The sequence below is a fragment of the Methanobrevibacter sp. genome (genome assembly GCF_015062985.1).
In the GTDB taxonomy this organism is placed as follows: Archaea; Methanobacteriota; Methanobacteria; order Methanobacteriales; family Methanobacteriaceae; genus Methanocatella.
In genome coordinates, this window is record NZ_SUTI01000005.1 from 1 (window position 1) to 24,892 (window position 24,892).

Annotated in this window: 31 protein-coding genes; 11 read left to right on the plus strand and 20 right to left on the minus strand. The window is 35.8% G+C overall.

The genetic code is table 11. The features are described from left to right. Positions 1-113: F420-dependent methylenetetrahydromethanopterin dehydrogenase (locus E7Z77_RS03230; RefSeq protein ID WP_292750429.1), on the plus strand; the 113-nt coding region annotated here is incomplete at its 5' end. Positions 114-214: 101 nt separating this feature from the next. Here E7Z77_RS03230 and hisB read toward each other — a convergent pair. Genes hisB through E7Z77_RS03255 form a run of 5 tightly spaced genes read right to left on the minus strand, consistent with a single transcriptional unit; the run spans position 215 to position 3,995 of the window. Continuing rightward, on the minus strand, positions 215-793 hold the full coding sequence (hisB, locus tag E7Z77_RS03235) for an imidazoleglycerol-phosphate dehydratase HisB (RefSeq protein ID WP_292750176.1): 579 nt from the start codon (positions 791-793) through the stop codon (positions 215-217). A gap of 39 nt (positions 794-832) precedes the next feature. Further along, positions 833-1,033 carry a 4Fe-4S binding protein gene (locus E7Z77_RS03240; RefSeq protein WP_292750178.1) on the minus strand — a complete coding sequence of 67 codons (201 nt, stop codon included), beginning with the start codon at positions 1,031-1,033 and terminating at the stop codon, positions 833-835. A gap of 14 nt (positions 1,034-1,047) precedes the next feature. After that, on the minus strand, positions 1,048-1,740 hold the full coding sequence (locus tag E7Z77_RS03245; RefSeq protein WP_292750180.1) for a TOBE domain-containing protein: 693 nt from the start codon (positions 1,738-1,740) through the stop codon (positions 1,048-1,050). Between the two features lie 60 nt (positions 1,741-1,800). Next, positions 1,801-3,360, minus strand: coding sequence for a flippase (locus E7Z77_RS03250; RefSeq protein WP_292750182.1), 1,560 nt, complete (start codon positions 3,358-3,360; stop codon positions 1,801-1,803). Positions 3,361-3,410: 50 nt separating this feature from the next. After that, entirely contained in the window at positions 3,411-3,995 is a 585-nt protein-coding gene (locus tag E7Z77_RS03255) for a flavodoxin family protein (RefSeq protein ID WP_292750185.1), read from the minus strand. A gap of 106 nt (positions 3,996-4,101) precedes the next feature. On the opposite strand from E7Z77_RS03255, the gene E7Z77_RS03260 reads away from it, so the two are divergent. Then, positions 4,102-4,956, plus strand: a complete 855-nt coding sequence (locus tag E7Z77_RS03260) for a phosphoserine phosphatase (RefSeq protein WP_292750188.1) — start codon at positions 4,102-4,104, stop codon at positions 4,954-4,956. Here the strand turns inward: E7Z77_RS03260 and E7Z77_RS03265 are convergent. The 3 genes from E7Z77_RS03265 to E7Z77_RS03275 all read right to left on the minus strand — a co-directional run bounded on the left by E7Z77_RS03265 (position 4,953) and on the right by E7Z77_RS03275 (position 8,424). Further along, a complete protein-coding gene (locus tag E7Z77_RS03265) occupies positions 4,953-5,234 on the minus strand; it encodes a zinc ribbon domain-containing protein (RefSeq protein WP_067045194.1) in 282 nt (93 codons plus the stop codon). The genes E7Z77_RS03260 and E7Z77_RS03265 overlap by 4 nt on opposite strands. 56 nt (positions 5,235-5,290) lie before the next feature. Further along, positions 5,291-6,532, minus strand: coding sequence for a bifunctional 5,6,7,8-tetrahydromethanopterin hydro-lyase/3-hexulose-6-phosphate synthase (locus tag E7Z77_RS03270; RefSeq protein ID WP_292750431.1), 1,242 nt, complete (start codon positions 6,530-6,532; stop codon positions 5,291-5,293). Positions 6,533-6,597: 65 nt separating this feature from the next. Further along, positions 6,598-8,424 (minus strand): threonine--tRNA ligase, encoded by a 1,827-nt coding sequence (locus E7Z77_RS03275; protein WP_292750196.1) that lies wholly within the window; start codon positions 8,422-8,424, stop codon positions 6,598-6,600. Between the two features lie 305 nt (positions 8,425-8,729). On the opposite strand from E7Z77_RS03275, the gene cfbB reads away from it, so the two are divergent. Continuing rightward, positions 8,730-10,082, plus strand: a complete 1,353-nt coding sequence (gene cfbB / locus E7Z77_RS03280; RefSeq protein ID WP_292750200.1) for a Ni-sirohydrochlorin a,c-diamide synthase — start codon at positions 8,730-8,732, stop codon at positions 10,080-10,082. A 6-nt stretch (positions 10,083-10,088) separates the two neighbouring features. Beyond that, positions 10,089-11,150: an oligosaccharide repeat unit polymerase family protein gene (locus tag E7Z77_RS03285; RefSeq protein WP_292750203.1), complete on the plus strand. Its 1,062-nt coding sequence runs from the start codon at positions 10,089-10,091 to the stop codon at positions 11,148-11,150. Here E7Z77_RS03285 and E7Z77_RS03290 read toward each other — a convergent pair. Then, positions 11,136-12,050 (minus strand): restriction endonuclease, encoded by a 915-nt coding sequence (locus E7Z77_RS03290; RefSeq protein ID WP_292750206.1) that lies wholly within the window; start codon positions 12,048-12,050, stop codon positions 11,136-11,138. The genes E7Z77_RS03285 and E7Z77_RS03290 overlap by 15 nt on opposite strands. 113 nt (positions 12,051-12,163) lie before the next feature. Here E7Z77_RS03290 and surE point away from each other — a divergent pair, with 113 nt between their 5' ends. Then, positions 12,164-12,940, plus strand: coding sequence for a 5'/3'-nucleotidase SurE (gene surE / locus E7Z77_RS03295; protein ID WP_292750209.1), 777 nt, complete (start codon positions 12,164-12,166; stop codon positions 12,938-12,940). 5 nt (positions 12,941-12,945) lie between these two features. On the opposite strand, the gene E7Z77_RS03300 is transcribed toward surE, so the two are convergent. Beyond that, on the minus strand, positions 12,946-13,089 hold the full coding sequence (locus E7Z77_RS03300; RefSeq protein WP_165814077.1) for a hypothetical protein: 144 nt from the start codon (positions 13,087-13,089) through the stop codon (positions 12,946-12,948). Positions 13,090-13,167: 78 nt separating this feature from the next. Here E7Z77_RS03300 and E7Z77_RS03305 point away from each other — a divergent pair, with 78 nt between their 5' ends. Further along, positions 13,168-13,371, plus strand: a complete 204-nt coding sequence (locus E7Z77_RS03305; protein WP_292750211.1) for an LSM domain-containing protein — start codon at positions 13,168-13,170, stop codon at positions 13,369-13,371. Here the strand turns inward: E7Z77_RS03305 and E7Z77_RS03310 are convergent. The 5 genes from E7Z77_RS03310 to E7Z77_RS03330 all read right to left on the minus strand — a co-directional run bounded on the left by E7Z77_RS03310 (position 13,368) and on the right by E7Z77_RS03330 (position 18,261). After that, positions 13,368-14,372, minus strand: coding sequence for a methanogenesis marker 12 protein (locus E7Z77_RS03310; RefSeq protein ID WP_292750214.1), 1,005 nt, complete (start codon positions 14,370-14,372; stop codon positions 13,368-13,370). The two genes, E7Z77_RS03305 and E7Z77_RS03310, sit on opposite strands and share 4 nt — an antisense overlap. 57 nt (positions 14,373-14,429) lie before the next feature. Next, positions 14,430-15,422 (minus strand): ketol-acid reductoisomerase, encoded by a 993-nt coding sequence (gene ilvC / locus E7Z77_RS03315; protein WP_292750217.1) that lies wholly within the window; start codon positions 15,420-15,422, stop codon positions 14,430-14,432. A 129-nt stretch (positions 15,423-15,551) separates the two neighbouring features. After that, on the minus strand, positions 15,552-16,079 hold the full coding sequence (locus tag E7Z77_RS03320; RefSeq protein WP_292750219.1) for a carbonic anhydrase: 528 nt from the start codon (positions 16,077-16,079) through the stop codon (positions 15,552-15,554). A 1-nt stretch (position 16,080) separates the two neighbouring features. Continuing rightward, positions 16,081-16,566: an acetolactate synthase small subunit gene (ilvN, locus tag E7Z77_RS03325; RefSeq protein ID WP_292750222.1), complete on the minus strand. Its 486-nt coding sequence runs from the start codon at positions 16,564-16,566 to the stop codon at positions 16,081-16,083. Then, the gene (locus E7Z77_RS03330) at positions 16,567-18,261 is read right to left on the minus strand and encodes an acetolactate synthase large subunit (RefSeq protein WP_292750225.1); all 1,695 of its coding nucleotides are present in this window, start codon (positions 18,259-18,261) and stop codon (positions 16,567-16,569) included. Between the two features lie 98 nt (positions 18,262-18,359). Between E7Z77_RS03330 and E7Z77_RS03335 the strand changes: the two genes are divergently transcribed. Further along, positions 18,360-18,692, plus strand: coding sequence for a DUF2085 domain-containing protein (locus tag E7Z77_RS03335; RefSeq protein WP_292750227.1), 333 nt, complete (start codon positions 18,360-18,362; stop codon positions 18,690-18,692). Further along, positions 18,682-18,939 carry a zinc-ribbon domain-containing protein gene (locus E7Z77_RS03340; RefSeq protein WP_292750229.1) on the plus strand — a complete coding sequence of 86 codons (258 nt, stop codon included), beginning with the start codon at positions 18,682-18,684 and terminating at the stop codon, positions 18,937-18,939. The genes E7Z77_RS03335 and E7Z77_RS03340 overlap by 11 nt, the downstream gene beginning before the upstream one ends. Positions 18,940-18,965: 26 nt before the next feature. Here the strand turns inward: E7Z77_RS03340 and argF are convergent, their stop codons facing one another. The 4 genes from argF to purD all read right to left on the minus strand — a co-directional run bounded on the left by argF (position 18,966) and on the right by purD (position 22,122). Then, positions 18,966-19,874, minus strand: coding sequence for an ornithine carbamoyltransferase (argF, locus tag E7Z77_RS03345; RefSeq protein WP_292750232.1), 909 nt, complete (start codon positions 19,872-19,874; stop codon positions 18,966-18,968). Between the two features lie 53 nt (positions 19,875-19,927). Beyond that, entirely contained in the window at positions 19,928-20,554 is a 627-nt protein-coding gene (locus E7Z77_RS03350; RefSeq protein ID WP_292750235.1) for a TMEM175 family protein, read from the minus strand. A 93-nt stretch (positions 20,555-20,647) separates the two neighbouring features. After that, entirely contained in the window at positions 20,648-20,785 is a 138-nt protein-coding gene (locus tag E7Z77_RS03355; RefSeq protein WP_292750237.1) for a hypothetical protein, read from the minus strand. A 26-nt stretch (positions 20,786-20,811) separates the two neighbouring features. Then, positions 20,812-22,122 carry a phosphoribosylamine--glycine ligase gene (gene purD / locus E7Z77_RS03360; RefSeq protein ID WP_292750240.1) on the minus strand — a complete coding sequence of 437 codons (1,311 nt, stop codon included), beginning with the start codon at positions 22,120-22,122 and terminating at the stop codon, positions 20,812-20,814. A gap of 112 nt (positions 22,123-22,234) precedes the next feature. Between purD and E7Z77_RS03365 the strand changes: the two genes are divergently transcribed. Genes E7Z77_RS03365 through E7Z77_RS03375 form a run of 3 tightly spaced genes read left to right on the plus strand, consistent with a single transcriptional unit; the run spans position 22,235 to position 24,541 of the window. Beyond that, positions 22,235-23,605 (plus strand): MATE family efflux transporter, encoded by a 1,371-nt coding sequence (locus E7Z77_RS03365; RefSeq protein WP_292750242.1) that lies wholly within the window; start codon positions 22,235-22,237, stop codon positions 23,603-23,605. Beyond that, on the plus strand, positions 23,595-24,011 hold the full coding sequence (locus E7Z77_RS03370) for a MarR family transcriptional regulator (RefSeq protein ID WP_292750245.1): 417 nt from the start codon (positions 23,595-23,597) through the stop codon (positions 24,009-24,011). Before E7Z77_RS03365 ends, E7Z77_RS03370 begins: the two co-directional genes overlap by 11 nt. Further along, positions 24,008-24,541: a nitroreductase gene (locus tag E7Z77_RS03375; protein WP_292750248.1), complete on the plus strand. Its 534-nt coding sequence runs from the start codon at positions 24,008-24,010 to the stop codon at positions 24,539-24,541. Before E7Z77_RS03370 ends, E7Z77_RS03375 begins: the two co-directional genes overlap by 4 nt. Here the strand turns inward: E7Z77_RS03375 and E7Z77_RS03380 are convergent, their stop codons facing one another. Then, positions 24,542-24,880: a hypothetical protein gene (locus tag E7Z77_RS03380; RefSeq protein ID WP_292750251.1), complete on the minus strand. Its 339-nt coding sequence runs from the start codon at positions 24,878-24,880 to the stop codon at positions 24,542-24,544. Positions 24,881-24,892: the final 12 nt, after the last annotated feature.

Sequence of the window (24,892 nt, forward strand, 5' to 3'; positions counted from 1 at the left end):
TAGCACAAGAAGCAAGAGAAATCGAAAAAGCAAATGATACTGTTTTAAGAACCCCTCACATGAAAGAAGGAAACCCTGGTTGTAAAACAGAATTAATCTCAAAACCACAATAAGTAGCATAATTGCTACTTCATTTTTTTATTTTTTTTTACGAAGAGAATGTAATATATTTTTTACAATAGTTTTTAAAAAATAAAGAAATAGCTAATGAAAGCTATAAAACTCCTTTTGTAGAAGGAATCTGATCATGTTCAATTTTAATTGCATCCTTTAGGGATTTGGCGAACGCCTTAAAAACAGCCTCGCATTTATGATGGTCGTTAGCTCCTTCAACAGTCCCATAGATATTTAAATTGGCACTTGAAGCAAAGGATTCGAAGAAATGAATAACAACATCAGAAGTCATATCACCGATTTTTTCATTCTTAAAATCCAAGTTCATATTGCAGTAGCTACGGCCGCTGATATCAATTGCAACGGTAGCGACTGACTCGTCCATAGGAACAATTGCATGGGACATTCTTTTTATTCCTTTTTTATCGCCGATAGCTTCATTGAATGCCTCTCCCAATAATATTCCAACATCTTCAATAGTGTGATGATCATCAATCTCAATGTCTCCGGCAGCCTGAACATCCAAATCTATCATGCTGTGTTTTGAAAATGACTCCAGCATGTGATTGAAGAAATTCACTCCGGTGGAAATATTGTATTTTCCTGTTCCATCCAAATTCAATTTGATGTTGATATCGGTTTCTGATGTTTTTCTTGAAAGGTTTGCGTTTCTTGTCATAGTATAACCTATAAAATAATTAATATACTCTTAAATAATTCAAGGCTCTTCTCCAGGACGTATGATTTTAATGCATTGTGTAGGGCATTCCATTGCACATAAAGTGCATACATGGCAATATCTTAAATCCAATATATGTGCAACATTAGTTATCTTCCAAATTTTAGCTGCTTTTGGACAAATCTCATAACAGTTACCGCAAGCAATGCATTCATCCTCATCCACTAAAATCTGTAGCATATAATCTCTCCACTTTATAATTTCAATGTTGCAACTGACATGGCCTTGAATCCCAGATATACATCCTTACCAATGTTGAGATTTAATTCCTTTTCAGCTGACACGGTAATGTCAGAACATAAAACCACACCTCCAACATCAACCTTAACGCGAATAATCTCATTTTTAAGTTTCATTTCAATGATTTGTCCTTTGAGAATATTACGGATGCTTGATGTTTGAGGTTCCAACATTAAAAAGATATTATCATAACTGATTAATGCCAGTACCTTATCTCCAATTTTATAGTTTCTATTTAATGGAGCATTAATTTCAAATTCTTCCATTTTGATTGTCATTACGCCTTTGATATTATTAATATCAACAATTTCCGCTTCAATTTCATTAACATCCTTGTGAAGCTCCATGATGGCGTTGATCTTTTTACATTCTTTTAAGATAGAGTATCCTTCTTCGGTGAGTGAAGTTCCTCCACCCCCGCCTTTTCCGCCTTTGGTTGTACTTACAATTTTTACATCAAGTGTTGACTCCATTTTTTCAATATAGTTTAATGCAGTTCTATAGGAAACCTTAATTTCCTTAGCGGCACTTGTTAAGGAACCAGTCTCCAAAATAGATTCCAACAAGCGATATTTCTTAGTATCTAACAAAAAAGAATTACCGTCTACATTAATTTTATATTCAACACCTGCACTTACATCAGCCATTATAAATCCCCCGAAATATAATATATTATTTATGAATTTTATTATTAAATAATTTTTCCATTAATTCCTAAATTCCATTTTTTCGACAAAGTCCAATAATTTGTTTACAATTTTTGATAAAGGACCTAATTTAGAACCGTAATCCCGTAAGGTTTCAATATCATCTTTATCAAAGAATTTGACAATAATCAATGCAAAGAAATAGACTATCATACAAAGTATAATGCCCGGGAATAACCATAATGTTGTTTTTGGTATGAACAATCCAAATAAGCCCATGATTGCAGTTGCAACCAATATCTTTAAAACCGCTCTCTTAGGCGCTTTGGTTTTAGTTAATTTGAATACAAAAAAAACGCACGGAACCATCATTAAAAAGCAGGCAATTGCTGTTGCTGTAGCCCCTCCTGCAATACCTAAAAAAGGAACCAAAAACCAGCAAAGAACTGCAGTAATAAAGGAACCAAATATCAAAATATACATTGGAATCCTAGGATTTCCAATACCCTGAACTATACTGGTGGATATGGCGAATATTGAATAGAATGTCATGCCTATGGATAAAATTGCCAATGCGGAAGCTCCGGCAACATAAGCTGGAGTCTTGAAATAAAGTAAACGTAAAGTAGGTGCAGCAAACAAGGCAAGCCCAATGCACATCGGCACTACAAACAATAAGGAGATTTTGTATGCCCTGCTTACATATTTTTGAAGGGTCGGAATATCCTTAACCTTGAAAGCCTCGGAAGAAGCCGGCAGAATTGTAGTTGCAACAGAGATGGAAATCATCAGAGGCAATCTTGCAATCGGATCTGCCGCTGTAAAAAATCCTATATCGGTCAATGCTAAAAATTTACCCATTACGATAGTACAGATATTATATATGAGCATTTCTGCAATAGCTGTTATAATGACTGGAATGGAAAATCTAACCAGGGTTATGGCCAATTTCAATTCATCACGGTGGGAAAATTCAAAGTCTCCACTAGGTTTTGGAATGTATTTTGGCATCCAATACTTGAATATCAGCACAGCAGATAAAGCGGCAAGAGAATAACCGATGACAGTACCCCACAATGCGCCAACAACTGACAAACCCACTAAAACAAATGCTGTTGCAAATAAAATCATGAATACCTGCTCGATAGCACGGGTATAAATGATATATTCCATTTTATATACGCCTTGGAATGCCCCTCTAAATGCTCCCAAAACAACACTGAAAGGTGTGATAAGACCTATAATCTGCAATGGAACCATTACTTCGGGTTTTCCCATATAATTAATGGCAATGAATGGCGCTATGACAAAAATCATCATGACCCCTAAGAACAGCCCGAAAAAGACCATGATTTTCAAAGCCGTGTAGATTGTCTGTCTGGCCATGTCATGATCGTCTACAGCCTCATATTCAGCAATGTATTTTGCTATTGCAGGAGGAAGTCCGCCTGACGCAAGAGTTTGGAAAATACCCTGGTATGACAAGGTTGTTCCAAGAATACCATTTGCAGTAGGACCCAATAAGGTAGCCATTAAAAAACGATATAAGTATCCGCCAATACGGAAAATTATATTTCCAATAAATATTATCAAACTACCTCTTACTAACTTATTTGCCATAATATACCCAAAAAAAATTACTTATTAATAATATAACTCAATTTTAATATTTAAATATACTTATTTAGAAAATTTTTAAATTCAGTTAAAGTTCTATTTAAAGACTCCATTCCATACTCATCATTTTTAATATCATCTAAAGAGTCATTGGACCAAAAAGAAGCGCCCAAATTAGAACCAAAAGGACCTCCGCTAACTGGGATTATTCCATGTATCATAAAATATGTTACATTTTTCAGATGGGCAAAGTCCTGACCTCCGGTTCGGTCTCCACCAACGGCAATGCTCATTCCAATTTTGCCCCTTAAAATATTATAGTCAATTGCTTCCAAAGCCCTTGTCCTATCCATAATGGCTGCCATATTGCTGCTGATGCCACCGCTTTGGATAGGGGTTGCCAGAATAATTCCGTCAGCATTCAAAAGTCCTTCATAAACCTCTTTCATATCATCCTGAATAATGCATTTCCTGTTTTCCAGACAATAGTCACAGTGCATGCACGGCTTGATATCCTTGCCCTGGCATGTGAAAATTTCAGTTTCAAAGCCATCATCCTCTAGTTTATCAAGAGCTTCAGACAATACATATTCAGTTGTATTATTCCTTGGACTAGCACAAATTCCAAAAACTTTCATTATAACAATCCCATTAGTTCTTAAATTATTATATTAGAGAAAATTCTATAAAAATATTTATAATATTTAAATACAATATATAATATTGGATAATAAAGGGATAATTATGAAATATGGAAAAGGGATTGTAAAAAAATATTCAAGGGAGTATAACAGAACACTAAAAAATGGTGAAAAAAAGAAATATACGACAGAGCAGATTCAGATTACCGTTCCTAAAAATCAGGATATCTATCAAAACGGTGAAGAAGTTCTTATTATCCCAAATAGTGAAATTGATGAATTTAAAAGTAGAGAGGAAGAAATTGAATCATTGAAAGTGGCTATTTATTTGAATGTTGAGGAAGTGAACGAGTTGACTAGGCAATTGGAAGAAAATTTTAATCCATCTACTTTAGAATATGAAAACGAAATTACTGAATTGAAAGCTGCATTAAATGAAAAAAGCAACATGCTAAAAGAACTTGAAGAGAAATACAATACCCTCCATAAAAATAATATTGATGACTTAAAGCAAGAAAACAGCATGATTAGAGACAAGCATTCAAAATTGATTGTTGAAAATGAAAACCTTAAAAGCAAATTCGTCAATATCAAAACAGAAAATGAAAACCTTAAAACAAAATATTCCAGCATTAAGGAAGAGAATAAAAACTTAAAGAACAAATGCACAACATTAAGAGAAGAGCAAACTTCTATTAAAGCAAGCTATGATCAAGTTTCAACAAAATACGATCAGTTAAAACAGGAAAACCTCAACACCAAAACAAGCTATGCTGAAATGTATGAACTGAACGAAGGTCTGGAAAAAGACTATGAAGAACTTCGTTTGGAATACAACGATTTAGTTGACAGGTATAATGCCGTGGAAGAAGAATTATACGCTCTTAAAACAACAAAAAGCCACGACGAATACATCGCCAATAAAGTTAAAGAATTTATTTTAAAAAGCGGGAATTAAAGAGTTTTATAATCGTCCTGAAACTCAGGATTCCATCTTTTAAGACCCGGAATGAACATTACAGTGATGCCTGTAGCTTGTGTTTCAGGCAATCTTGGATTTTTTTCCATCATTTCTTTTGTTTTTCTGACAATCATTTCCTCCAAGGTAATATCAGGTTCTGTATATTCACCATCCTGATAACAATCACGACAGAATTCGGGGTTTAAACTTCCATCCTTGTTAGTGCCGTAATCCTCTTTTACAATTGGTCTGCCGCATGAGTTGCAAAATCCCATAAAAAAAAAGCTCCTTTTAAAAAAAAATAGTTGTAAATTAGAATAAATCTAATTTACTATTCGTCTTTTACTTCAATATTTTCGTCTTCATCCATAGCAAGTCTCATGTTGTCTGGATCTGGGTCGAAATGTTCTAAGAAGTCTTGTGCAGCTCTTCTTACATCTCTTGAACCGATAATGTATCTACCTGCGATAATGATGTTTGCACCTTTTTCGATAGCTTCTTCAACATTATTAGGTTTGATACCACCAGCAACAGCAACAAGACCTTTTTCACCGAGGAGTTTTTTAATATCTTTGATGTTACCCCATTCGGTCATGTCACTAGTGTCCTCGCCATGTTCAGCTCTGTAAGTTTCCATATCAACATTTCTGTGTAATAAAACGATGTCAGGTTTCAAGTCTTCAGGAAGTTTTGCTAATTTTTTCTCAAATCCTGCAACGTTCATCATATCAAGTATGGAGTAAATACCTTGTTTTTGAGTTTCATGAATAGCCTTTGCAATGGATTCGACAGTACCGAGACCGGAAATTGCTACAGCGTCAGCAGTTTCATCAGCTGCCATTTTAACTTCTACACGTCCAACGTCTAAAGTCTTTAAGTCAGCGATAATGAATGCATCAGGACGTAAGCTTCTGATTTTTCCAATAATTCCAACACCGAATTTTTTAACAAGAGGGGTTCCTGCTTCAAGTAAAATTCTGTCATTGTCTGGTAAATCATTGATGATTCTTTCCATTGCAGCCTCATTGTCCAAATCAAGTGCAACTTGCAAGTATGGTGGTGACCAAAGTTTTTTGACTTTGAATCCCATGATTGGGTGAGTTCCACGGTCTTTTTCTGCAAGTACTTTTTCAATGGATGGGTATCCTTCCATCGCTCTTCTGATTGCTAATTTGGTTGCTCCGTAGTTATATTGATAGATTTTTCTGAAGTCTTTTGCAGAAGGATCTATGAATACGCTTACATTAATTACAATGTCCTCTACAATGTCTTTTGGAATATATCCATCTTCTACTGCATCAGCTACTGCCCTTGCAACAGCGGTTTGTGCAGGTCCAAATATTTTGCTAGCATCTTCTAAATCACCAACAGTTACTTTAGGAATGATTAAAGTAGCAGGTTTGGTCATTAAGTTAGGTCTGATTACACTTGTTAAAGGAGTGTGGCCTACGGAAAGGTTGGATAAACCGTTAGCAAATGCTTGACCAACAGGTCCAAATTTATCACCGATTAATAAATCAATGTGTGCTAATTCAGGGCCGTCTCCAATAAGAGCTTCTCCTATTTTATACATTGGGTCCATTAAATTTCCTCCATTATAAATAACATGTTATAGTTTATTTTTGTTTGTAAATATAATTATTGGAAGTTAATCCTTCTTGAAATATCCTTAGGTAAAGGCAATCTTCTGAAAGGTTTTCCTTCACATTTTTCATTGATTTCGGCTATTAGTTCATCAACTGTCATGTCAACCTTTTCACCGGTTTCACGAACGGTTACTTGGAACTTGCCGGTTCCCATTTCCTTGTCACCTATGACGAAAATATATGGAATCCATTCTTTAGCCGCATTTCTGATTTTCTTACCTACGCTTTCATCCCTGTCATCAATGTCAACACGGATATTTGAAGCATTGATTTTTTCATATAATTCTTCTGCGAATTCCTTGTGATTTTCACCAACAGTCAAAATTCTTGCTTGAATCGGACTTAACCATGTTGGCAACATTGGGGATCTTTCATTGATTTCCAATGCGGTCTTTTCAAGCATTGCGCATAATACTCTTTCAATACTTCCGGTCGGTGAAGTGTGTAAGATTGTTGGGTTATGTTGCTCGCCGTCTTCACCCAAGTAGGTAATTCCAAATCTTTTACCACTTTCAACGTCGATTTGGACAGTAGGGTTTTCGATTGGGCGGCCTAAAGCATCGATGTTTGCTAAGTCAATTTTACATACCCAGTAATGATGTCTTTCAGGTAAGATTTCTAAAAGAATCGGTTTTCCGAATTTGTTTGCAATTTCATACATCCATTCTTCGTTGTCTTCAAAGAAGTCTTGGGTCGCTCTGAAAATTACCTCAAAGTCAAGGTTTAAATCCTTACCTGTCTGCATACACATGTCGGTTTGATTTGAAAACTCTTCCAAGGATGAAGGAATGTCAGCACAGAATGAATGACAATCCGGCATTGTGAATGCCCTTAATCTTTTAAGACCTACAACTTCCCCTTTTTTCTCGTAACGGAAACTGTAAGTGGATAATTCATAGATTTTTGCAGGCAAGTTTTTCCAGGTCAAGTATGAATCTGCCATTAATCTGAAAGCTCCGAAACAGCATGCGAACCTGAGCATTAGGTTCTTTTTGGTGTCGGTTCTGTATTGCCTTTCACCGAATTTGTATGCATGTTGATAAATTGCTTCATTGTCCAAATCGTAAAAGATTGGAGTTTCAACAGGCATTGCTCCACGCTCAACAGTAAGATTATAGACATAATCAGCCAATAAATCTCTGATTAAACGTCCTTTAGGATACCATCTGAGGTTTCCGACATCGGATGCAGGTTCGTAATCACAGATTTCCTTTTCTCTCATTAATTTAACGTGTGGAGGTTCACCTTCATCAGATGCACCCTGTCCAAGTTCATAATCAACAAGCTGTTTGAAAGCTCTATTTTCAAAATTAAAGTCTTCGATTTGAGTGATTTTGTTTCCTTCAAGAATCTGCCATTTTGAAGGTTTTCTTTCAACTTTTGCATCATCGGCATCATCGGCAGTAATGGTTCTTGAAAGTTCACTTAATGGATGTCCTTTACAAGAGATTTCAAATGCCTTGTACCATCCGAAAGGTACTCTTTTTACATTAAAGTCTTCAGCGAGTAAAGCTTCTTCCGCATCTTTTAAGATTTGAACAGCAACTTTTGGAGAACTTAATGATGAAGATAAGTGAGCATATGGATACAATACGATATTTTCAGCCTTAACTTGATCATTAGTCTTTTTGACTTCGCTGACTAAATTTTTAACAATACCTTCTGGATTATTTTCATCGTCTTTTTCAACAGCTGTAAATACTACCAAAGAGTCATCGAAGGAACCTTCTTTTTTAGCTTCCTCAATGTCTTCGGCTACAGGTGTTTTATTTTTTACATTGTAATTTAAATAATCAGAATGAATTAATAAAATTCTCATTTAACCACCATATATTAATGATTTAATTTTTATTTTTAATATTATATAAAAATTAGGAAAAGGACAAAAAAGCCAATATCTGGCTTAAATTTTAATTATAAAATAATTGAAATTAGGGTGTACAATATCACAAAATCTTATGATAACTAGTCGAATAAAATCATTCCAATTGAAAATAATGGATGAGGATTATTAAAATAATTAATATCCATTTTAATAGGCATATGAAAATAATTATTGTTCAACATTTTGAAAATTTATCATGATTAGATAATTTAATAAACACCCGGAATATATTATAAAATATGAGAATTATTTTAGCAGGAACCGGCAGTGCCGTTGGAAAAACAACAATCGCAACCGGAATAATGAAGGCATTAAGTGAAAAGTATAATGTGCAACCGTTTAAAGTGGGGCCAGACTATATCGACCCTTCCTACCATACTTTAGCTACCGGAAACACTTCAAGAAATTTGGATTCCTTCTTTATGGAAAGGGGACAGGTAAGAGACTCCTTCCTTAAAGGCATGGAAGGCAAAGACATAGCCATAATTGAAGGCGTGAGAGGACTGTATGAAGGAATCGACTCAATCAATGACATTGGAAGTACTGCATCCGTAGCTAAATCCCTAGACGCTCCTGTTATTTTAATTATAAACTCCAGAAGTCTGGTTAAAAGTGCTGCAGCGCTCGTATTAGGATTTAAAGCATTGGATCCTGAAATCAATATTGCGGGAGTTATTTTAAATAAAGTCAAAAATAAGGCGCACTACGAAAAAACCAAAAGGTCAATTGAAGAAATCACAAAAACCGAAGTTATCGGTGGAATAATTCGTGACGACAATATTTCAATTGAACAGAGACACTTAGGACTTGTTCCTGCACGTGAACGGGAAAATTCACTCAAATTTATTGATTTGTGGTCTGAAGTCATCAAAAATTCGATTGATTTGGACAGACTGGTTGAAATCGCAAAGAGCGCTCCAAAAATTTCATCCGAAATCATACCTATATGGAACAAGCTCAACAAGCAACCGGTTAAAATTGGAGTTGCCTACGATGAGGTATTCAATTTTTATTACAAAGAGAATATTGAATCATTGGAAGCTAACAATGCAAAAATCGAATATTTCTCACCTTTAAACGATGAGAATCTGCCTGATGTTGATGGATTATATATCGGTGGAGGATATCCGGAACTGTTTTCAAAGGAGCTCAGCGAAAATAAAGGCATGCTTTCACAAATCAAAAGCTTCCACCTTGAAAACAGACCTATTTTTGCCGAATGCGGCGGTCTGATGTATCTTATGAATTCCATTCATGATGATAAAGTGGTTGACATCTATCCTTACAAGTCCGTTTTGACAGATAGGGTCCAAGCATTAAAGTACACAATAGCTGAAGTGACTGAAGACAATATCATTTCCAAAAAAGGCGAAACATTCCATGGGCATGAATTCCACTATTCAAAAGTACTTGTTGATAAAAGCAATCTTAAAAACGATTTGGCCTTTAAAATCCTAAGAGGCAAGGGTTCATATAACAATCAGGACGGATTTATGCAAAAAAATACACTTGCAAGCTATGTCCACACACATGTAGCGGCGATGCCTGACTTTGGCGGAAATCTGGCAATCTCAAGTTATGAGCTTGGATGATAATTCATGAATCTTAAAAAAATTGATTTTTTTAATCCCACCATACTAATCGCTGAGATACTCATATTTTTAGCAATGGGTTATATCGGATCATTCAATTACAGATTTGAAGACCCCCTCAATTGGGAAGTTATTCTAACAGTGATGTTTGCCTGTTTAGTTTTTCTGATTGGAGTTATTGCGGTAAAATACAAGATTAAAGTTGAGGATATAAAGGAAATCAGTTTTTTATCTGAAAAGCTAATTGCAATACTTGTCATTATTGCACTGTTACTGCAAAGTCTAAATCTTGTGCTTCTTGGAGGAATACCTCTTTTTAACAGCACATTGAAATCGAATGCAACAACAAACATCTGGAGAATAGCTTACCCCCTATTTTTAATAACAATCAATCTGCTGCTTGCAAAATACTATGAACGAAAGTATCTGATTCTTGTTCTTCTCGGAGCATTGATTTTCGCTTTGAACGGTTACAGAACATCAGTTTTAGGAATTTTGGGAAGCTCATTCATAACACTCTACTATCTGGACAAAATATCAAAAAAGGTCGGAATTCTTTTTATAGCCATAATTGCAGCGGGAATAATAGCTATTGGCTACATGGCATCACAGTCAATTGCAAACCAGACATGGACATTAAATCCATTAGAGCTAATCTTTTACCGGGCGGCATTCACCCTGGAGGTGTTTGAAAAAATCATCCCTCTTGCGGGAACCACACATGGCCATGTCCTGAGCATGATATTCTCATCGGGCAGCCCACGAACATTTATCGGAGAATACGTTTTAAAATACACAGTTTGTCTGACATCCACATTGTTCGGCCCGGTAATGCTTGATTTCGGATTTGTCGGACTTGCAATTCAGATGCTGTTTATGGGAATATTTCTAGAATTGATCTATAAATTAAAAAAAGGAATTGGAGTGGGAATCTATGCAATAATCTTAACACACACGGTCATTTGGATAGAAACCGGACCAACTGACATAATGATTTGGTTCTTATACCTTATCGGATTAATCTTAATAATAATTAATTATGATTATATTAAATTAAACAAAAATTAATATAATCAAGATAATCAATGATATAAAGAATACGAATGTTCCTTTAACAATGAAATCACTATTTCTATCGACATACAGTGACAGACCATAGGATAAAATCAATGCAACGAGCATTTCAATTAATCCGCTTATGCCGGCGTCCATTTTTAAAATATTGCCTACAATGAATGAAATGACATATGCGGCAATTACAACCATGATAATTAAAAATATAGGATTTTCAGCTAATCTGAAGAATAAAGAGTTATAACCCGGAGAAGCTCTTCGGGAATTATAATTGTATAAATTAGTTGATGAACTTGGGGACAATCCACGGTTATTTCTTCTTAAATTAAATCTATCTAAAAAGGAAAGTTTGCCTCTAGGCCTATCTTCATCGATTTGCCTATATAACGTATTTTTATAAACTAAAGGATTTTGATCTCTTCTTTGCATTATATATTCCATGTCAGAAGCATCATAGGTATATTCAGGATATTCCTCTTCGATGTATGCAGATGCTCCGCCATCATAAGGTGTGTTGTCTAAAGTAGTCTGGGAAGTTCTGTCCTGATATTTTTTGGCCAGTTCAAGCAAATCGTCCCTATCGACCAGTTTGATGTTTTTCCTAAGGGCATAATTTTTTGCCTGCTCTGAAAAATAAGAGGAGGACACAATTGTAACCTTAGATGCTTTTAAACTGTCTTGAACCTCTTCCATCTCTTTTAATACATCTATCCCAATTTGAAAATCTTTATCATAATTTTTACATGCTACAACTACCCCAAAATCCCCAATTGTTGTCGGCAGAATAGCATATATATCAACGACCCTTTGTGAAGTCTTAAAATTTTTATAAACCTTAAAACCTGAGTCTTCCATCACTTTAGCTATAAAATTAATCAGTTGTGGTTTTTCCAAGATTCCACCCGCATGTCTTTTTAGTTAGATTAATAATATATTTTATAACTTAAATTATTATTAAAGTTTATTATAAAAAATTATTTTAACAAGAAATTGAATTAAGTAATAACATGAAAGCATTATTAAGCAATGATGATGGAGTAACTGCATCAGGCATATTGGCTTCAAAAAAAGCCATCGACTCTCTTTGTGAAACCTGTATTGTGGCTCCGGAAAGACAGCAAAGTGGAATTGGCCATGCATTGACTTTATTTGAACCGTTAAGGGTAAACACCCATACTTTAAGAGACGGCAGCATCGGATATGGGGTGAGTGGAACACCGACCGATGCTGTGACAATTGCACTATTTGAAATAATGGATGAAAAACCGGATTTGATGATTTCCGGCATAAATACTGGTTTTAATATAGGAAAAGCTGAATTGACAACATCAGGAACATTAGGGGCTGCAATAGAAGCTGCAAGCTTTGGAATTCCAACAATAGCAATTTCGCAGGAAGTTACCCGGGATGATGTCAAATTTGAAAACGGTGAAATACAAATCGACTTTGATTTCGCCGGGAAAATGCTTAATAAAATAGCAAAAATCGTTTTAAAAAAAGGATTGCCTGAAGGAATTGACCTGCTGAATGTTAATATTCCTGCAAACCCTTCAGATGAGGAAATTGAAGTTGTAAAATTAGGTGAGCGAATGTACTCTCCCGTAGTTCAAAAGCGCCTGGATCCTCGTGGAAAACCATACTACTGGATTGATGGCGAACTATATGAATTTAATGAACCGGGAAGTGATGGTTACGAATTACGGATAGAACAAAAAACAACAATAACGCCGATTAAAATTGATTTAACCAGCGATATGAACTCATTAAAAGAATGGTTAAAGTAAAATACTTATAAATTTAAATCTTTAAGTATTTTTTCCCTTTCTTCTCTAAGCTCGTTTAAAATCTTTTCATCAGTGCATCCGTCTTTTTTTAATTGAGCTATTGTACGTGTAATAGCTTCTAAATTACTTTCTAATTGATTGATTGCCATAGTATATACTATAAATGTCAAACTATATAAAGATGAAACATCAAAATAGAAATAGAATATAATCAAGGATTGAAAAATATGAGTCAAGACAAAGAAAATGTAAATAAACTTTTTAGACAATTTAAAAATAAATATGTAACTGTTGATTTAAGAGGAGACTATCAAAGCGAAGGTAAAATAATTGCTATTGACAACTACTTAAATCTCGTCCTTGAAAATGAAAACGGATTGGAAACCGTAAAAGGCGGAAATATTATTTTTATAAGTTTAAAAGAAGATTAGATATTAACTTCAATACCTAATATTTCTTTTTCACCATTGTAAACGTCCATCGCTATTTGAGCTGCACCAATAGCTCCAGATTCTTTAGAAATAACTTTTAAAGGATATTTGTTTTTGAAATACTTGTTAATTTCATCTTCAAAATTAAACGGTTCGGTTGCACTTCCAATGGAACCTGTTAGAACAATCCCTTCGATTTCATTTTCACATACGACATCCAAACCTGCTATTTCCATGGCAACTGTCATGATTAAAGTATCAATAGCCAATTTAGCCTTTTCATCGCCGTTTCTATAATTTTCAAGAAGTTGATCCTTCATATTGGCCACCTTACCGTCAATTCCGGCAATTTTTATTGCACCTGCATGTGAAAAGCAGTCATTTGCAGATACGTTATTTTCATCGATGTTTCTAATCATCTCCAAATCCAGGGGTCCGTGAACAATCCCCATGGCTCCCAAACAGGCATCGATTGCACCTTTGATTTTGCCGTCTTCAATCAGGATATCAACACTATTTGATGAAAGGTCCGCAACTATAAAATTGGACCATCCTGTTTCTTTAACAGCATTGTATGAAATGCTGACCTTTTCAGGACTGGCCTGATGAGAATAAGCTGCTCTGAATAATTCATTTAATGATTCTGAATTTTTATGAAGGCCAGGTATCATTATTGAATCGATGTCTAGTGATTCAAGCTCACTGAAGACTGATGTTCCGCCGCCGGTCACCTTTCCGGCACCGCTTATTGATAAAATTCCCCTGTCCTTTACTTTGGAAGTTGGCAATATCTTGCTTATCCCATCTCCCATAGCATAAGTTATGGCCATCAATTTTACAGAATCCAAATCGACACGTTTCTTTAACTCTTCAGTCGCTGAAACTAATCCTTTTTTACTTTCTTCTCTTCCGATTTTAAAAACATCAATAACATTGCCTTCATCAGACATCAAACAAAAAGAGATTCCTGTAGTCCCATGGTCCATCCCAATAAATACCACAATTACCACACTATGAAAAAATAATTTAAAAAAAAATAGTAAAGGGATTAAAAAGACTTAATCGTCTTTTTGTAATCCACATGCTTTTCTTAATCTTGCACCAACAATTTCAATATCTTTTTGACCTTCAGCAGCCCTCATTTCTTTTAAGTTAGCTCCATCGGTTGCGTTTTCTTCAGCCCATTGTTTTTTGAAGGTACCATCTTGGATTTCTTTTAAAACTGCTTTCATACCGTCTTTAGCTTCTTGAGTAATAATTCTATTTCCTCTGGTTAAACCACCATATTCAGCAGTGTTACTTACATCAGTCCACATTCCGGCAAAACCTTTTTCATAGATTAAATCTACGATAAGTTTTACTTCGTGGCAGGTTTCGAAGTAAGCAATTTCAGGTTGGTAGCCTGCTTCGACTAAAGTAGTGAATCCTGCATTGATCAATTCAGTGATTCCACCACATAAAACAGTCTGTTCACCGAACAAATCGGTTTCAGTTTCTTCTTGGAAAGTAGTTTCTAAAACACCTGCTTTGGTTAAACCGCATGCTTTTGCCATGCCCAATGCAAGTTGAAATGCATCGCCGGTAGCATCCTGTTCAACTGCAACTAAACCAGGAATACCAAATCCTTCTTCATAAGTTCTTCTTACCATGGATCCAGGACCTTTAGGTGCAAACATTACAATGTTTACGTCTTCACCAGGTTTAATTAATCCAAAGTGGATGTTGTAACCGTGAGAGAATGAAATAGTGTTTCCAGCTTCAACATATGGTGCAATTTGTTCATTGTATACTTTTTCTTGGATTTCATCAGGGAGTAAAATGTGAATGATGTCAGCTTCTTTTGCTGCATCTTCAATAGATTTTACAGTCATTCCGTCTTCTTTTGCTAAGTTCCAAGAGCTACCATTTTCTCTTAATCCAACAATAACGTTAGCTCCACTGTCAGCCATATTTCTAGATTGTGCTCTTCCTTGGGAACCATATCCGATTACCGCAATGGTTTTTCCTTCAAGAGCATCTGTAGTTACATCTGCATCGTAATACATTTTCATTTAAAATCATCTCTTTGATTTTTTAATTAATTTATAAAATTAATAGATATCAATTAAAATATCAATTTATTATATATCTATTTTAATGTTAATAAAAGTAACTTTTTAAAAAAAATAGAAAATAGATGATTAGTAACCATCTACTAGAACTTTCAATTCACCGGTCACGATATCAATAATGAGACCATGTACAGGCACATCTGGGATTAACGGGTGGTTTTTGATTTTTTCAACGACATTTTTGACGTTTTCCTCTTCATCTTCAAATCCACCAATCCATTCAGCCAAATCATATTTGGCAATGTCTTCTTCAGCAATGCCGCGAGCAATCATTTTTTCTTTTAAAGCTTCAGCATCGGCACCTGCCATACCACATTCGGTGTGGCCTACAACCAATACCTCTTCACAGCCCAAATTGTAAAGGGCAGCACCAATGGATCTGATTGCATCTTCTCCTACGATGGAGTTTCCTGCATTTCTTACAATTTTTGCATCTCCTCTTTCAAGTCCTAAAGCAGGTTCAAAGAAATCAATCAGTCTGCAATCCATACAAGTTAAAATAGCTAACTTTTTTTGTGCATGGTGAGACATTTCCTCGCCTTCAAAGTTTTCAACAAATTTCTTATTATCTTCTAATACGTTTTCCAATATTGTCATTTTATACTCCCCTTGACATTGCTGTAAGTCCAGTTCGGGCAATTCTTTTAATTCCGAATGGTTCTAATAAAGATATGAATGCATTTATCTTCTCTTTATCTCCAGTAAGCTCAACCATTAATGTTTCTTCAGTAACATCCAAAATATGTGCTCTGAAAATATTTGAATACTGCATTATTTCAGCTCTTGCTTCCGCATTAGGAATATTAACCTTAACAAGGCACAATTCCCTTTTAACAGCTTTTTTAGTAATATCTTTAATCTTGATAACATCAATTAATTTATTTAATTGTTTTGTAACCTGTTCCAAACCTCTTTCATCTGCATGAACAGTGATTACCATACGGGACAGGCCTTCAACTTCAGAATTTCCAACAGTTATACTGTCTATGTTGAATCCTCTTCTGTTAAACATTCCTGCCACTTTCTGTAAAACACCCGGTTTATCTTCAACCAATGTGGAAATAACGTGATATTTCAAAGTCATTTAAATCACATCCTTTTCAAGCTTGTATTCACCAATCATCTCATCTATTCCAGCTCCAGGAGGAAGCATAGGCAATGCTTCTTCAGAGTCAATCACGACATTTAATAAAACTGGTTCATTATCTTTAATAGCTGAAGACAGTGCTTCCTTAGTTTCACCAGGCTTTTCAATTCTAACTCCATTAACTCCGAAACTTTCCGCTAGTTTAACAAAATCGGGACTGTTTCCAAGTAAAGTCTGTGAATGTCTTTCATTATACAATAAACTTTGCCATTGATATACCATTCCTAAAGTCCTGTTTTCTAAAACTACTGCAATAACAGGTATATCATACTCGTGTACTGTAGCCAATTCCTGACAAACCATCAAGAATCCGCCGTCACCATTGATTGATACGACAGGATCATCAGGACATGCCACTTTTGCTCCAATAGCTGCAGGGAATCCGAATCCCATGGTTCCAAGTCCTCCTGATGAAATGAATTTTCTTGGCTTTTGAGTATCAAAGAAATGTGCTGCCCACATCTGATTTTGACCAACGTCTGTTGTCAATATTGATTCAGGAGTTAAAACTTCTGAAATTTCTTTAATTACAGTTTGTGGTTTTAATGGCACGTCATCATAACTGACACGAGGAAGTAACTCTTGCTTTTTCTGTTTTATCATGCCAGTCCAGTTATTTACTTCATCAGATGCTTTATAATCTTTTAAAACATCATTTAATGAGGATAAAATGTTACGGGCATCCCCGACAATCGGCAAATCAACTTCAACATTCTTACCAATTTCCGCAGGGTCTATGTCAATGTGAATGACCTTTGTATCCGGAACGAAACGGTCCAATCTGCCGGTAGTCCTATCTGAAAATCTTACACCGATAGCTATCAACAAATCGGATTCGTTAATGTAATCATTTGAAACCTTTCTTCCGTGCATACCGAGCATACCTAATGCCAAATCATCAGTCTCGTCAAAAGCACCCTTACCTAAAAGTGATGTCATTACAGGTGCGTTGATGGTTTTAGCTAATTGCTTCAATTCACAGCATGCATTGGATATGATAACTCCAGCACCCACCAGAATCAATGGCCTTTTAGCCTCTTTTATTAAATCGCGAGCCTTTTTAATCTGTCTAATATTTCCTTTGGTGGTTGGATTATAACCCGGAGTTTGAATTATGGAATCATCAAACCCAGTTAACTCGCCTTCTTGGACTTCTTTAGGAACATCAATCAAAACAGGTCCCGGCCTTCCACTAGCTGCAATTTCAAAACTTGATTTAATCATTGAAGGGATTAAATCCGGATCTTTCGGTTGGTAACTATGTTTTGTAATAGGCATGGTAATGCCGATAATATCCGCTTCTTGAAATGCATCATTTCCTATTAAATGAGTAGGAACCTGTCCAGTAATCGCTATAATTGGAGAAGAATCCATGTATGCAGTAGCAATACCTGTTACAAGATTGGTTGCTCCAGGACCTGAAGTTGCCAAACACACACCCACACGACCAGATGCTCTCGCATAACCGTCAGCTGCATGAGCTGCGCATTGTTCGTGTCTAACCAATATATGATCCATGTCTGAATCATATAGCATGTCATAGAATGGTATGGTCTGTCCGCCAGGATAACCAAATATTGTCTTAACCCCCATATTTTTGAGGGATTCAATTATCGCTTCTCCGCCTCTCATTTTAAAAACCTTTTAATTTATTATGCATTTAGTTATGAATATAAAAATATATATAATTAATCTTTACAATATTAATGTACTTAAATTGTGTTGATAGCATGGAATTTACAAAATATATCTGCCACAGAAAACCGGAGAGAAGTTTCTTCATTAAAGGCCATCAGTTTCCAGTTTGCGCCAGATGTACTGGATTTTATACCGGCTTAATCGTATATTTAATTTTCAATAGCTTTTATAAGCACAATTATGATTTTAATACATTATTCATTTCCATGATATTGATGGTGCCTGTGTCTATTGATGGCTTGACACAATATTTTGGACCAAGAGAAAGCACCAACAGCATAAGATTTGTTACAGGTTTTATTGGTGGAATCGGTTTAATAATATTTTTAAAAATAATTATAAGGTGGATTTTAAATGTATTGTAGAAAATGCGGCGAAAACAATCCTGAAGAGGCAATATACTGTAAAAATTGCGGTACCAAATTAAAAGAAGAAGTAAAAAAACCCGAAGTGATTGAAACAATTCCCATTACAAATCAGAACAGTCAACAAAACACCAGCCAAAGAACTACTACAACAAGCACCTCAAACAATAACAGTTCAGATTGGATAGGCTGCTGCTTATGTTTGATTGCAATATTCATCATATTTGCAATAGTGGGATCATTTTAAAAAAAAAGAGTAAAGAGTTTGAAACTCTAATCCTTCATGTAATGGTATAAAATAGCTTTTTGGGCATGCATCCTGTTTTCTGCCTCATCATAAATTACAGACTGAGGACCGTCAATGACTTCAGCTGTTACTTCCTGACCTCTTACTGCAGGCAAACAGTGCATGAAAATAGCTCCATCATTTGCAAGACTCATTAAATCCTCATTAACCTGGAATGGTGCAAAATCAAGGTTTCTTTGCTTTTCTTCGGCCTCATCACCCATACTGACCCATACGTCAGTGTAGACCACATCCACATTTTCCAAGGCTACGGCAATGTCATCGGTTATTGTTATCTCAGTACTGTTTTCCTCGGCATATTCTTCTGCAATTTTCAGAATGCTTTCCTTAGGCTCATAACCTTTGGGACAAGCAAGGGAAATGTCCATTCCTAAAAGTGGGGCAATTAATAAAAGAGAGTTGCTTACATTGTTTCCATCACCGACAAAACAGATCTTTCTGCCTTCCCAATCGCCGAAATGTTCCTTTATGGTCAACATGTCTGCTAATGCCTGGCAAGGGTGTTCCAAATCTGTCAATCCATTTATGACCGGCACATCGGAATATTTGGCTAGTTCTTCAACATCACTGTGTTTGATAGCTCTAATCATGATTCCATCAACAAAGCGGCTTAAAACCTTTGCAGTATCGCTAATCGGTTCTCCCCTTCCCATTTGCAAATCATTAGAAGATAAAAAGATTGCCCTTCCACCTAACTGATACATTCCAACATCAAAAGAGATTCTTGTTCTTGTAGATGATTTCTGGAAAATCATAGCTAATGTTTTGCCTTTAAGAGGCTTTTCTTCCATTTCACCCGCTTTAATTTTTATGGCCAAATCAAGAATGTATTTAACATCATCCTTAATGTCACAAATAGACAACAAACTACCCATCTATAAATTCCCCTTTAATACTAATAAAAAAGAATATTTGTTCAAGATATATATTAAATGTTTCTATTATTCATTTTAAATTTAATATCACTAATTGTAGATATCACAGGAACCAGCAAGAACAAATAGATGAAGTAGCTTGACACTAACACGTCTAAAATGTTTACAATTATGGTTAAACAGATTATTATTAAGAATGTATGTAAGACATGTCTTTTTTCCTTTTTGAGAGGTGTTTTCTCAAGGAAATTTCTCAATCCTGCATAGTTATATAATATTAAAAAAACCACTGCTGTTAAAGATATATTTAAACCGAATATAATTTCAGATAAGGCGAAATAAGAATAATGTCCAATTAATGAAGTTGTGAATGGAATAAATGAAATGCAAATCAAAAATAGAACACTTAACCATAGATACGGCAGATTTAAGGTTTTAACTTTTATAAATTGATGGTGATAAACCCAAAAGGATGAAACCAGAATAAAACTGACAATGGTCACACTGGCTGTCGGTGCTAAGGCAGAAATAAAAGAAAGGAAATCAGAATAAGTGGCAAGTTTAATGTTAGGAAGAGACATGCCAAAAATCAAAAGGGTCATTACAATTGAAAAGACACCATCGGTTAATGCCATTAGTCGGCCAGGGTCGATGTCAATTCCTTCTTGCAATTCCAACATGAAGCGTTGAAAAAAGTTTAAACGCTTATCAAGTTTTTTATAATGTTTCGCTTTTTTATCATCACTTTAAATTTAGAATCAGCCTCATTTAAACTAGCGGAAAACTCTTCCATTTTTCATAAGAGTATGCTCATCCTCAGCATTCTGCCTGATAATTTCAATTTTCTCGGAAATGCTTCTTTTCATTTCTTCAAGTTCTTCCGGAGTGACTTTTTTAGAAATTTTGATCACCTAACATGAAAAGAAAAAAAGAAATTTTAGTTTAAAATTTCTTTCATATGTTCAACACGTTTGTTTACAAGTTCTGTTGTACCTACATCCCTTCTGTGGTAAACGTTACCTTTAACAAACTCACATGCCTTTTCAGCTATCTTTTCAGCTTCTTCAATGGATTCACCGCTGGCTACAATTCCCAATGCCCTTGAACCGGACAAGTGAATTCCATCCTCTTCCTGGCTGACTGCCGCATAGAATACTTTAGCACCCAATTCTTCAATAGCTTCCTCATCAACTTCAATCACTTCGCCGGCATGTTCGGTTTCAGGATATCCGTCCGGCACGATGTATTTGCATACGCTGGCCTTGTCTTCGAATTCAGCCTTATCCAAGTTGCCGTCAACAATGGCTTGGCAGATATCGACCAATGGAGTTTTAAGCAAAGGCAATACGTTCATCGCTTCAGGATCACCGAATCTTGCATTGTATTCAATGAGTCTTGGTCCATCTGCTGTCAGCATGAACTGACCATATAGGATTCCTTTGTAAGGTTCTGCTTCCTCAGCGATAGCTTTCAAGGTAGCCTGCATGATTTCTACAGCCTTATCATAGTCATCTTGGCTTAAGAAAGGCAATAGTCCGCCGACATCAGAGTAAGATCCCATACCACCTGTAATAGCTCCAACATCGCCTTCAAATGCGTGAGGATGGTCCTGTGCTGCAGGCATTGGAGCCAAGTGTTCACCATCACAGAATGCTTGGATGGTAAATTCTTCACCGATTAATCTTTCTTCAATGATTACCTGAGCGAATCCGCCCATTTCATTATCGATGACTTCACAGGAGTATTCTTTTGCCTCTTCATTGTCTTTTAAGTGGTCTCCAACGATTTTAACTCCTTTACCACCGGTCAAACCTACAGGTTTTACTACGACATCCTTGTCGAATTCATCTAAAAATTTAGAAACGTCTTCAGAGTTATCGAATACTTTATACACCAAAGACCCTTCGATTTCATAATCCTCAAAGAGCTTTCTCATAAATGATTTATCGGTTTCGATTCTTGCTGCACTTTGGGTTGGTCCAACACAGCTAATTCCATTCTTTTGAAGCTCATCCACAATTCCTTTTCCGAGTGGAGCTTCAGGACCGATAAATGCAATATCAATGTCATTTTCTACAGCATATTCCGCTACTTTTTCAACTTCGCCTTCATCGCCTTGCTTGAATTCAGCAATTTTAGACATTCCAGGGTTTATTTTACTCATGTAGCAGTATAATTCCACATCATCTTTAAGTGCATCCGCAATTGCATGTTCACGAGCACCGGTTCCAACAACTAAAACTTTCATGATTGAATCTCCTATTGGTTAAAACTATATTTTTAAAAATATTTAACATTAACTTTAAATACTAACACTTGCATATACAAGAGTATAATTGCATATGCAAGAGAGGTAAAATATGGAAAAAAATGAAAATATTGAAATGATAACAGGAGACCCTAAAAAAGCAATAAATAAATTATCACTACCTATTATAGCCAGTATGTTTTTAATCTTTGCAAATAACATTATTGACAGTATTTGGGTAGCAGGACTCGGTCCGGAACCACTTGCTGCACTAGGATACATCACACCACTATTCATGATATTGGTCGGATTCGGAAATGGGCTTGGAGCAGGTGGAAACTCACTGATTTCAAGATACATCGGTGCTGAAGACAAACACTCAGCAAACAATGCAGCAATACACAATTTAATATTAAGCCTGATATTCTCAATAGTTGTTTCAATAATATTTTTAATATTCATGAAACCTCTGCTTGTAATGATGGGCGCAAGCAGCGTCCTCAATTATGCAATGGACTATGGATTTATAGTATTCCTCTGGACTTTTGCTATATTGATGCCGCCGATTGTAGGGGGAGCTTTCAGAGCTGAAGGAGACATCAAAAGAGCAACAATACCGATAGCTACAGCCGCAGTAATCAACATGATTCTGGATCCGATATTCATCTACACATTAAATATGGGAATAAAGGGAGCAGCATGGGCAACAGCCCTCGGACCGTTCATAAGCCTTTTAGTCATGTTCTACTGGATTTTTGTTAAAAAGGACACATACCTTTCATATAACTTCAAAGACTTCCATAACGATTTGAAAATGTATAAGGATATACTTGTTGTCGGTATTCCGGCCAGTCTTGAGCAGTTGGTACTGTCAGTGTTAACAATCTTCATAAATTACATGCTTACAATTGTATCCGGACCGGTGGCCGTGGCCGTCTATACCGCAGGCTGGAGAATAATCAATATCGGAATGCTTCCAGCAATAGGGGTTGGAACAGCAGCCATATCCGTTGCAGGAGTGGCATATGGAGCAAGAAAATACGAAAACTTAAGGGTTACAGCAAGATATGCCGTCAAAGTAGCTTTGATAGCATCAATAATAGTGTGCATAATCCTGAATGTCTTTGCAAATCAAATCGCATTTATCTTCTCATATTCAGAAAACAGCGCTCAACTGGAACCTCTGATTGCAAGCTTCATACAGCTGATGTGCCTATTCATCTTATATGTGCCGTTCGGTGCAAGTGCGGGTAACGTGTTTCAGGGCGTTGGAAAGGGAACAATATCATTCCTATTGACAACATTCAGGGAATTCATACTGGTCCTGATATTTGCATACCTATTAGGTTTCACATTCAATCTTGGGGAATTCGGAATATACTGCGGAATGCTTTTGGGTGGTGGAATAGGATCTCTGATTTGTTATGCATGCATTGAGCTATACATTAACAAGCTGATAAGGAGTGAAAGCAATGCCGTTTGATAGCGATATTCCAACATCACCACTCATATCAATAATTTATAGAAATCAGACAAAATTTCTAAATCAGAAATTGAAGGACGTTGAGTTAAGTTCAGGATTGTATCCCATTTTAATAAATACCTATAAAAACCAGAACATCAGTCAGGAGGAACTGGCCCAGAAGCTGCATGTTAATGAAAGCACAATCACAAGAAATCTTGAAAAGCTTGAAAAGAAAGGATTGATTACAAAAACACCCGAAAAAAGGAAAAAGATAATCAATGTGACCAAAGAGGGTGCAAAAATAGCTCAGGTAATAATGGATTATGACGATGAATGGGATGAAAAAATCAAAAAACAGTTAACCGATGAAGAGTATAATAATCTAAAAAAAACACTTATAAAAATCTGTGAGGATTTAATATGAATAAAACAATTGAAGACTTAAAAACAAGAAGAAGCATCAGAAAATTCAAGGACGAACAAATATCAGATGAAGATTTAAAAACCATTTTGGAAACAGGAACATATGCTCCAACTGCAAGAGGTCTGCAATCTCCAAAAATTGTTGTAATTCAAAATCCTGAAAAAATAAAAGAATTGTCAGCATGGAACAGAAGCTTTTTCCCAACTGAAGTTCCGGAAGACTTGGACCCATTTTATGGTGCAAAAACATTATTGATTGTTTTAGCAGATGGCGAAGTTCCAACCTGGAAGGAAGACGGTTCAAGCGTTTTAGCTGTGCTTGTGAATGCTGCCCACGCAGTAGGCGTCGGATCCTGCTGGATTCACAGGGCATATGACGAATTCTCATCCGAAAAAGGTAAGGAACTCTTAGAAGAATGGGGAATTCCTGAAACTTATGAAGGAGTCGGCCATGTGGTTTTAGGCTATCCCGACATGGAAGCGCCTGAACCATTGCCTAGAAAAGAAGATTATATCCACTATGTGGATTAATCAATTTTCACCATTAACAATTTTTCGTAATTCATTGCGGTTTAATTCAAGGAATTCCTTATTGTCAGGATTAGCTAATATCTTAAATTGCTTTTTGTTTGTTAGCCTATAAGCTTCAGCCATAGTTGCCTGCAATTCATCAATTTCTGTATTAATTGCAATATTCAATTTTCTCATTTCATTGTCGTCTGCCGCAGCCAAATGTTTTCTAACTACATCTTCAAACTTTTTGACCAAATTTGTTTTCTTTTTTGCCATTCTTTCCAATATGAAAGATGGAGTTGTTGAAAAAAGATGTTCAAACGCCATTACATCGTCTATTGTTATTTTATCTTCCATAATATCACCTAA